General features: G+C 57.0%; 6 protein-coding genes and 3 pseudogenes. 2 read left to right on the forward strand and 7 right to left on the reverse strand.

All coding sequences use genetic code 11. The features are described from left to right. From AC0L2H_RS32120 to AC0L2H_RS32150, 7 genes and pseudogenes are all read right to left on the reverse strand, one after another. A partial coding sequence (locus tag AC0L2H_RS32120) for an FAD-dependent oxidoreductase (RefSeq protein WP_473593659.1) occupies positions 1-221 on the reverse strand: 221 nt, incomplete at its 3' end. Positions 222-321: 100 nt separating this feature from the next. Continuing rightward, a pseudogene (locus tag AC0L2H_RS32125) lies at positions 322-740 on the reverse strand (IS3-like element IS426 family transposase); the annotation flags it as partial. A 70-nt stretch (positions 741-810) separates the two neighbouring features. After that, complete coding sequence (locus tag AC0L2H_RS32130; protein ID WP_020629153.1) at positions 811-1224, reverse strand: DUF2267 domain-containing protein; 414 nt, start codon at positions 1222-1224, stop codon at positions 811-813. Between the two features lie 205 nt (positions 1225-1429). Continuing rightward, positions 1430-2356, reverse strand: a complete 927-nt coding sequence (locus AC0L2H_RS32135) for a 2-oxoglutarate and iron-dependent oxygenase domain-containing protein (RefSeq protein WP_019863429.1) — start codon at positions 2354-2356, stop codon at positions 1430-1432. Between the two features lie 257 nt (positions 2357-2613). Then, positions 2614-2849: pseudogene (locus AC0L2H_RS32140) on the reverse strand (hypothetical protein); the annotation flags it as partial. A 99-nt stretch (positions 2850-2948) separates the two neighbouring features. Then, positions 2949-3287: pseudogene (locus AC0L2H_RS32145) on the reverse strand (GMC family oxidoreductase N-terminal domain-containing protein); the annotation flags it as partial. Positions 3288-3853: 566 nt separating this feature from the next. Then, the gene (locus tag AC0L2H_RS32150; RefSeq protein WP_019863431.1) at positions 3854-5089 is read right to left on the reverse strand and encodes an ATP-grasp domain-containing protein; all 1236 of its coding nucleotides are present in this window, start codon (positions 5087-5089) and stop codon (positions 3854-3856) included. A gap of 1502 nt (positions 5090-6591) precedes the next feature. Between AC0L2H_RS32150 and AC0L2H_RS32155 the strand changes: the two genes are divergently transcribed. Together AC0L2H_RS32155 and AC0L2H_RS32160 are read left to right on the forward strand one after the other, a co-directional pair. Beyond that, positions 6592-7986 (forward strand): MmgE/PrpD family protein, encoded by a 1395-nt coding sequence (locus tag AC0L2H_RS32155; RefSeq protein WP_019863432.1) that lies wholly within the window; start codon positions 6592-6594, stop codon positions 7984-7986. Between the two features lie 64 nt (positions 7987-8050). Continuing rightward, on the forward strand, positions 8051-9472 hold the full coding sequence (locus AC0L2H_RS32160; RefSeq protein WP_019863433.1) for an MmgE/PrpD family protein: 1422 nt from the start codon (positions 8051-8053) through the stop codon (positions 9470-9472). Positions 9473-10405 lie beyond the last annotated feature (933 nt).

A 10405-nucleotide genomic window follows, 5' to 3' on the forward strand; every position in this document is an offset into this window, starting at 1 on the left:
CGGCCATCTCGCACAGTTCTGGCGTTGAGTGATCGCCAGCGATAATCGGGATTAAGAAAGGCACGCGTCGGGTCGCCGTCCTGGATGTCCTCAGGAATGGCGTTCGGCGGCGTGTCCGGGCCGGCCTCGATGAGCAGCACGCGTGCGCCATTGGCGGAGAGCCTGTTCGCCGTCACGCACCCGGAGGAACCGCCACCCACGACAATGTAATCCAAGTTCAATATGGTTCTCCGCTGACGAGCCTGCGTGGGCCTTTTGTTGAGGATTGGGCAAGCATGTAAAATTGGTTTCTGGAGGGCACCCCGTTTCTTCGAACGATGAACGCCTAGGGGAAGGCATCTTGCTTGCGAATTAGGATGGATGTCGTTGTAGTATTAACCATCTATCGATCTGCGGAGTGGTGCCTGAGCGTCCGGGAAGAGGTGAGATGCGGATGTAGTCTCGTTTAACCGTGTTTTGATGAAGGCTTCCGACATGCCCTTGGGCTGTATCAGATTGAGCGCTTGGGCGAACAGTCTTGTTTAACGCGCGGTAGGCCGAGGCATGTGGGGCTCGGGTTGCGCGGAAAACGTTTCTCGACAAGCCTCAGCATAGTGTCGCGCGCGTCGGAGCCGGAAAATCCAGCATCTGGCGAGAGTGGCCCAGGAGATCTCGCGGTCAAAGGCCTCGATGATGAAGGGGAGCCGAATTACCTCGCTGTTTCAACAGCCGAACTCGAGCCCGTCCGAGCACCAGAGGAGTTCGAGCGACGTACTGGTCGAAAGCTCCAGCAATGGCTTCGTGGATATGGTCATAGAGCAAACGTCCGTCTCAGGCTGGCCAAATATTCTGCAGCACTCCTGGAATGGAGGCCTTGGGGTCTTCAACCCCTACTGCACGCAAACGGTCCGCAAACTGAGCGAGCACCGAGCGGGCAACCTCTTCCGGATCAACCGCTGGGTTCCGGTGGACGCCGTCGTGTACCCTGTCGAGAAATGAATTTCGGTTTCTGATTAGGGCGCGACGGCCGGGACGCCAGCCCTCGTAGTAGAATCCGCGCAGCACGGCTGGCAGCTGCGCGCCCATGTAAACGGCCTGGTCGCGATCCAGGCAGTCGCGGAGGGCGTGCAGCGCCGCCATCAGGACTTGGTAGACCTGCTCGCGATCATGCCAGCGAAGTCTCCGTGCCAGATCGCCAATCCAATCTTGGGTTGCGTGCAGCGAGTGGTTGAGATCACGGCTCATGCACATAGAATTCTCCTTAGATTGTCAGAACAGGCGCTGCAGCTTGCTTCAAAGTACCGGGTGAACCTCATGCGCCCATGAACAAGGGAGCACTAACTATCGCGCCAATGCGGAGAAGTTAGCTTTCTGGGAGAGTGCTTCCAGCGCACCACGCCGTAGTGCGCTTCGCCGTTGCCCTATTTTGCTGTGGCTTGAGACCGGGGGTTCACGGCAGCTCGCGCGCGCGTCCGGCGCCTTTCCCGGTAACCCAGATTGCCTCCACGTTGCGCAGCATCGTTTCTACAACACTAATGGGTTGCTGCCCTTGCCGCGAACTCAGGCGAGCGTCGATGTCGGGATAGACAAAGAAGGGAAGCGAAATCCGGTCAGTCGGACCGCTATGGGCCACCTGATGCGGAGTACTCTTGAAGCGGTCGTCACTCATGGTCTGAAGCATGTCGCCCAGATTGACTACGAGACTGTCGGGCAGGCTGGGCACCGGCATCCATCGCCCGCGGAACCACACCTGCAAGGAGCGTGTGGGGAGTTCCTCCTGCAGCAGCAGCGTGAAGAAGCCATGATCGGTATGCTTGGCGGCCTTGCCACCGGAAGGATACCGGATTACGCGTTGCCCGAGCGTCGGCGGGCTGAAATGGCGTCGGAACCAGCCTTGTTCCATACCGATCAGGTCGGCAAGCGCGGTCCCGAGCTGCGGGACAACCCTGGTGAGCACGGTAGCCTGCAAAGCAAGCAGGCTTCGCGCGAAACCAGGAGCCACGGTTTCATCCGGAAGGCATGTGCGTCCGGAAAAGGGACGCCGGTCACCTTCGTTCTCGATTCCGAGGTCGAACACTTCCTTTGGATCGAAGCCAGCCTCCGGATGTAGCATTTCGCCGTTCAACGGACTGTATCCACGGGCGGCAGTGGGGTACACGTCTTGAAAGGCGTGACCGTAGCGTTCCTTAATCGACTGTGGCAACGCGAAGAACCGCTGGGAAGCCTCGATGGCTTGTGCGATCTGTTCCTTCGGAATGCCGTGCTCGACAAGGTAGAAGAACCCGTACTCTTCGCAGGCCATGCGTAGGCGCTCGCGCTCGTCGTGCCGCGTTGCATCGGCCGCCAGTTTGGCGAGTGAGATTTGTGGCAGCGTCATCGTCAGTACTCCGTGCTGGGTATTATCACATTACTTAAGCAGCAAAAGCGTAGCCGCACGTTTTGGACAATTTCTCCATGGGATTCCTGCCGTTGAAATTGTCACATAGAAGATCTTGCTATTAGAAGTAAGATGCTGGCCGACCAGGGCGCCACATCGGTTGCCCATAACTGTAAATATGCATCAAGCTCGCGGTCATCGCAACGGGGCAACATTAAGTGTGTGCGATAATTTATTTAACTTGATCGCTAAAACGCTTAATTTTTGCAACGATCGTCGTAATAATTCAAGAAGCTCAGAAATTGCTGCCAGTGGATGGAATCCAAGACCTGGTGCCCACGTTAGCGATGATTTTGTCGGGGTCGCGGTCCAAGTGAAAGGTTTGGGTTCTGGTGGTGCTCGGCGAGGAATCGGTTGATTGCCGCCCGAAAGGTCGACGACGGAGTGGAAGACGCCTCGTTGGTCGACGCTTCGACAATTTGGCGAAGAAGCCTCAGACAGTGTCGGCCAATTTCTCGGCCACGACAACCGTTGGAATGTTTGTGTTCGCCCGGGGGCAAAATGGCATGACCGAAGCGTCGGCGATCCACATGACTGTCGTTTCGGGCAGAATTGTCAGATTACGGCGAGAGCGGACGCTTTCGGTTAAGTAGGCCATCGCGGAGGAGACCCGACGACCGTTGCGGTTGGTCAACGGGACCACTGAATAGCCATCACCGAATCCACCATTGAAGTCTGGCCTAAAATGAAGCCCCAGAGCATCGTATGCGTGGGAGATTGCCCGGATGAAGCCCGACCAATCTGATTGGCGCACACGTTTAATTGGCAAGGGGCCGTCCTTGCCGTGAAATTCGCCGCTGAAATCCAGATCGCATTCCAGACGACGGAAGTAGGGCAGCACGTCTTCCCAACTCCAGCCCGTGGCACCGCTGCGCCCAGCCATTCCTGCGAAGATAGATCCGTCCCTGCTTGAGCACGAAGGCGCTCACTTCCTGCCGGTGTACACGGAGCGTCTCGACCGCGGCCGCCCGGGCGCGGACGAGATCCTGCATTCGCTTCCTGACGTTCATCGGACCGAAACTGTCGTCATTCGCCGGCGCCCAGCAGTCTAGCCAACGCAATTGCATCCTGGCGGTTCGTCTTTGCTCGCTCCTCGGGATTAGCGACGGGGCGATCACCAAGCATTCACGCGCAAGCGATTGTATCAGCCGACTAGTCGGTCGCGCCGGCCTGTTAACAGAGATACACTCGATAGAACTGGTGGCGATCCGCCCGGATAATCGGCCAAGGCTCGTCCTCGTGTGATGAGGATCGCTCGGCCCGCCCGAGCAACCTCGGATGCGCAGTGTAGGGCGAGCCATCTCACGGCAGAAGCGGACATATGGTTTTACGCCGCAGCAGCTGCAATCTCCGTCAGTCTTACGTGCCTTTCGACCGCCGGCCCCAAAAATACAGTTTTTCCAGGGTACACTTGCGCCTAACCAGCGAGAGGAGCCGCTATTCCTGCGCGCCAAGGGTCGAAAACTGTGTGATCGACCAAGCGATTCGGCCCACGGCGCTTTGAAGTATCGCCTCGGTCTGAGCAAGGCTGGGTGAAACCGCGACGACATGTCCGATCCAGTCTCGGAAATCGCCTCTCCTGATAATCGGCGCCTTGGGCTCAACATACAATTTAACTTCGGCTACACCTCGCACAGCAGTCGCTCGGCTGTCGCCGTTGATCCAATCAAGGGTACCATCGCGATCAGGAATTAGGAACCGCGCGGCTGCGGTCTGAGAATGCGTCCTGCGCAATTCCCATTCCGTCCCGGTAGCGAGCTTGATGTGCTCGGTGACAAGATCGATACCGCTCCCCAGTTGGACCAGTTGAGGATCGGGCGAGCCCGCGAGACGCGGATTGACTTCGATCACGACCGGGCCGCGCATTGTCCACCGGAATGCAATATTCGACGGCCCCCAGCCAAGACCGAGAGCTTGCAAACAGTTCAACGAAACTTCCGCGATACGGTCATGCTCATCATCAGTCAGCAGGGCCGGGAAAGTCAAGCCACGAGCGACGAAATGCGGTGAGGGGCCGAAGTCCGCTGAGGAAATCCCGACAACTTTATCTTCCATTATATGAGCGCAATAATAGGGTCCTTGTGCGAATTCTTCGACCAGTATTCTCGGCAAAGATCGCCACATGTGCTCCCCGCCCAACAAATAAGTCGTATGTTCGGCTAACTCATCGACATGCCGGCACAATCGAACACCGATGCTGCCGCTGCCCACGGATGGCTTGAGAACTACCGGCAGGCCGATCTCCGCCGCAGAGCTTCGTACCTCCCCGGCATCCGCTGCCACGCGGTAAGCAGGTACTTGAACGCCAGCCTCCGCGAGGAGCTGACGTTGGGTGAATTTATCACAGCATCGTTCAATTGATGCGGCGTTTGGTCCTGGTAGATCGAAGTGCCGGCAGAGCTTGCCAACTGTGGCATAGAACTCCTCAAGCGAGGAGGTGACGCCAGCAATTTTACTGGTGGTCTGAATATGGGAACATTTGCGGATCAGCGCTTCGAGATTCTTGGTATCGACAGTGATCACCTCAATGTTTTCCGCGGCAATATAGTCGTGCCGATCTGGATTGGCGGACAGGATAATTGGATGAAGGCCAAGACGCCGAGTCGCTTGGACGTATCGCAGACCATTGCCTGTTGAATCGCCTTCGAGGAGAATGAGTGCTCTCGTAGCCATGGCTGTTGACTCCTGGTTGCGTGCTTTCCGGCGGCCTGAGTATAAATCAACTCGGCTTTCGACTGTGTCTAACCGCAGACTTCAGTTAATCGTAGCATCGACAGCGATTTGCATTCGCAAAGATACTGTAAACCTTTCTTGTAGGATCTGTTGCGCCGTTTGCATCCCTTTGACATACCGCTGAGCTTTCATCGGCGGGGGTAGGAGCAGCCGCAGTGCATCGTCGAAACCGGTTGCGGTAATGACCCACCAAACCAGACCTCGCATCCGCGTTTATGAAGTGCGCCTTTAAGACTGAACAGATGGGCTCAAGGATTAACCGGCTGTCGGGATTCAAAGAGAGAACCGAAAAATGACCACGATCAACGTTAGCAAGAGCGCTAGCCAATCGGGCGCAATCATATCGGAAAAGGAGCGGCTTCGTCGGAAGCGGCAACGAACTATGATGCTACCGAGACATCGTGCGCGCAGCAGTGAACCCACCGAAGCTATGCAACCAAAATTATGCGGCAATCCGGCAAGTCCGCGACCGCGTGTCGCGCTGTCAAAAGCGCTTCGAGAGCCATTGCGCGACAAGCGACCGGCGCATCCCGTCGCACCCACCGAGAATGGCTGAGCGCATGGCGCCGACTGTGAAAAACCGGGCGAAACAACTGACTGGATGCCATGCGTGTTCGACCAGATGCGAACCTTCGGTATTCCGGCGTTTGATGACCGAACGTGCGTCTTTGCAATATTGCTGGGGGGATGAGTCCGGCGCGATCTGACGAATGTACCGTCTCACGGCTCAGACTAAGCATCCTGGCGACTTCGGCCAACGTGACTTCGCCGCGCTCGGCCCATTCGGCCTCCCTCTACACCGCGATGAAGATAATGCCGGCAAGAGCCTTGTCAGGCATCATTCGTGCGCAGGCGCGGATCAACTCCACCGTCTCAGATCGACGGTCCACCGTGTTTGACACCACCGTTTCACCGTCAGGCGGATATGATCGTCGCCCTGCCATTGCAAGAACAGATGATTAAACCTGGTCACTCTCAACGTGTGCCACGGACTCGCGTCGGTGTCATACTGAAATGCCGGCGCGCTCTGATTGTCTGATATCGAGCCTATTCCAGCCGGCAGCCGTATCCGACGTCATCACCGCAACCGGCTCGGACGCTGTGTGACAAGGCCGCCTCCGCCTCGGTTGCTCAACCCGCACAAAGAGGTGTTACAAAAGCGGCCAAGCGCCAATCCCACTGGATGACAATTCAGTGGCAACAGGATTCCGCCTCCGCAAGCAATTGTGGGGGCTCGCGAGCGCGGATGTCAAAAAGACGCCGCTTTTCTGCATTGATTCAGCGTCGATCCACGAAAAGCGCACACTCGCCTACCATATTTTAGGGGAGTGTCGTGGGTCAGCCTCTTGTACAGTATGCACCCCCGCGTCTCGCTCGAGGCGAGCGATGAGCCACCGACTCGCACTAAGGGACTTTCTATCCACCTACTTGGAGGTTTGGCAATGGACATGACAACGAAACTCATTAGGCATGTTCTCGATTCTCGATTAGACAGGATACCTAACAAAGCAATCGAACGCGCTAAACTCTCCGTCCTCGACACGATCGCGTGCGCAATTGGCGGATCGAGCGATGTGATCGCGCAGAATGCCCGCCGACTGGGTGCGCTGTTCGGTGGCAAGCCAGAATGCACAGTGTGGGTTTCCGGAGAGAAACTTCCATGTACGTTTGCGGCTCTTGTCAACGCCACAACAGCCAGGACCCTCGATTTTGACGAGACCTACGAACTGTGCATCAATGGTTGCCACGCTAGTGCCTACGACGTGCCGCCGGCGCTGGCACTCGCCGAACGTGACCCTTCCATCAGCGGAAGCGAATTACTGTCGGCCATCGCGACCGCTATGGATTTGCATATACGTCTTACACTTAGCCTCAGAACCCAGTCTGTAGATACAGGTCGCGACAATATGGTCGCTGTCTGGGGCACAACTGCGGTTAGCACCAAGCTACTGCGGCTCGACGAAGAGAAAACCCGCAATGCCTTTGGGATTGCCTATGCACACGCCGCCGGCGAAAGCCAGATGTATGCAGAATCCGCTCACAGTCTGTCCCTGCAGCAGGGACTTCGAGCCCGATCAGGAATTGAATCAGCTCTTTCAGCTATGGTGGGATTTACCGGCCCTCGCGAGCCGTTCTTCGGGAAGTATGGGTTTTATAAAGCTTTCGAACCAGATCATGACATCGACATGCTAACCGAGGAGCTAGGGTCCGACTATCTGAACGGTTCGATAAGCTTTAAGCCTTGGCCTTCTTGCCGGGCTACACATCACGGGATCGAGGGGCTGCTTCAATTGCGCGAGGCGTACAAGTTTACAGGCGACGAGATTGCTTCAATTGAGCTTGGACTCAATCATCTTGCTGAGCAATGTGTGGCTCAGCCGCGCGACAAAAAGTGGGATCCAAAGGACCCCGTGGTGGCGCGCTTCAGCTTACCATACGTCGTTGCTGTTGCTGCACAACACGGCAGAGTAGCCATCGGCGATATGCTTCCTAAAGCGTTTGATGACCCGGCGGTGCGTAGGATCATGGCTGCAACAAAAGTCGAGGTTGATCCAGACATCGACAGAACCAACGGTCGTCATGGGAACTCGCCGACAACAGTAAAGGTGAAGCTGAGGGATGGGGCAGAACACTTCATTCGTATCGACACGCCTTTCGGACATCCGGAAAATTCAGCGTCGCTGGTCCACGGAATGCGAAAGCTTAGAGATTGCGCCCAGATGTCGGCATTGTCGTTTTCTGATAAGAAGCTGGAATTGATCGGTGAGTTCATCGATGAACTTGATAAGCAGCCCACGCTGGCACCACTCTTTGAGCTGCTGGTTGGTGGTAAATAGCGCTCGGACGTTGTTTGGAACAAAACGGAAAGTAAGGCTCTTTAGAGTCCAGGGGAATAATTGCATGAGCTCATATAATGCTAAGATCGCAGTCCCGTCGATGTCGCGGGCATTCGGGGAATTCGTCAGCGAACTCGAATTCGGTGCCTTGTCCCCAACTGACATCAGTACTGTAAAGCTCGCGGTAATGGACTGTCTCGCCTGCGTGGTTGCGGGAGCACGGGAACCGGTAACCGAAATTGTGCTCGCTAGCCTAGTGGCTCAATACGGCCAGCATAACACGGCGACAGTTTTTGGCCACTCTGTCCGAAGTTCCGCGCTAGGCGCCTCTCTCGCCAACGGCGTCATGGCACACGCCTGCGATTTTGACGACTTCAGCGAGCCAATGTGCGGTCACCCTGCTGCGCCCGCACTTCCTGCGATTTTGGCGGCTGGCGAACTTGCGGAAAGTTCGGGCCGAGATGTGCTTCTGGCATACACCGCTGCCATCGAAGTGATGACAAAACTCGGGCGGGCTGTTGGCTATGAACTGTACCGGGCTGGTTGGCATGCAACCGCTGTGCTCGGCGTTGTGGGTGCTGCTGCTGGCGTCTCTAAAATACTAGGACTCGACGGAGAGCGTACAGGAACCGCCATTGGAATTGCTGTCTCCCGTGCTGCTGGTTTACGCGTGAATATCGGGACCATGGTGAAGCCTATGCACTGCGGTTTCGCGGCGAGGGATGGTTTAGAGGCCGCGCTTTTAGCTGCCGCGGGAGCCACCGCAAGTCCGGATGCACTTGACGGCTCAACAGGGTTTCTTAACGCATTCGTAGCAGAGCGCGGGCATTCGGTTGACATAGTTTCACTCCTGGGTGGTCCTTTCGATGTCCGAGAGCCAGGTATCATCTTCAAGAAGTATCCATCCTGCTTGGATACTCATTCGGCCATCGATGCTATTCTCGATCTGCGTGCCAACGATGACCTCCGACCCGATCACATACAGCACATTCGCTGCGTTCTTGCTCCCGGGGTCGGTGGGGATCTAGTCTATAATTCCCCCCAAACACCGTTAGAGGGTAAGTTCAGCATGGAGTTTTGCTCTGCGGTGGCGCTGGCGCGCGGGCGCGTATCTCTGGCCGAATTCTCTCAAGAAGTAGTCGATGACCCGGTTATCCGGAAGTTGATTGCGATTTCGAAGCTCGACTACGACCCTGCTTTGACGAGCCAAGACCCGAGAAGCGCCTGCGCAGCCGCGCGCGTTGAAATCGCTCTTCAGGACGGGCGGCTAGTGCAGAAGACCGTGCATCACATGCGCGGCCACCCTGAGAATCCGATGGCGGAATCTGAGTTTGTGTCCAAATTCAAGGACTGCGCGAAAGGAGTGTTAAGTCGCGACCGCACGGCCCGAGCGCTCGCGATGATTGAGCAGTTAGACCAGTTGTCAGATTTGCGCCTCCTCACGTCCGCACTCGTTACTGAATGCAATGCGCAAACTGACTTCTAAAGCACTGCCGGGCTGCAGTCGCTTCTCTGCGGACCAGCGGAGCCTAAGTGTTGAGTGCAGAGATCAGCTTGAAGCGGCGCGGGAGCTCCTCCGTAGCGCTGTCGTCAGCCCACAGATCGAGCCGAGGCCTGTCCTCGCGATCTGCTCAGCGGCAAATATACCGATTTTTCGGAGCGCTCTTTCAGGATTCGCGCCTCCTCCTCCGGCACCCCATTCCCCGATCTCCGATCCCAATACGGGATCGGCAACCTCACAGATCGCGACCACTCCCGAAAGGTGGTGGCGTAGTGCAGCTGACGGCCGAGCAACCCTGGGACGCGCAGTGTAGGGCGAGCCACCTCACCGGCAGAAGCGGACATACGGCCTTACCGAAGGTCTCGACTGGCGGCGAGTCCACGAGGCGCGCCGGACCCGCGTTCCAGCCCAGGCCCGAGAGGTGCGGCTGGTGTGTCCGCTAGCGCGGGCCCGAACACGAGAAGCGCGTCGCACATCAGCTGGGGCAAGAGCGATCCAAGGCTACTATCGGAGCAACGACCAGCTCCGCCAGCGCCTTGCCGACTTCATCTCGGCCTACAACCTCGGTCTCTCCTTCAAGACCTCAAACGCCCCCGCCCCTATGAGCTTATCCCGCAAGGCTTCGGCCACGCATCCCCAACTCTTCAAGCTCAATCCGCTCCAGCAAATGCCGGGACCCAACAGCAAGTGTCCCGGAGAGACCTTCCATCCCATCGTCTCGCGGGAATCCAACGCTTGCTCTCCCGGTTGATCGTCACGGCAAGAAACCAACCACCAGCCAGTCGTCGCCCTTGTGCGTAGGCTTTAAAAAAACGCCGTTTTCCTGCGTCAGTAGGGCAGGTTTCGCGCAAGGCAGCGCAATTGCTTGGCTAGTGTTGCCAAGTGAAGGCCGCATTCTCGCCGCTACAATATGGGAGG

It is taken from the genome of Mesorhizobium sp. WSM4871 (assembly GCF_055811295.1).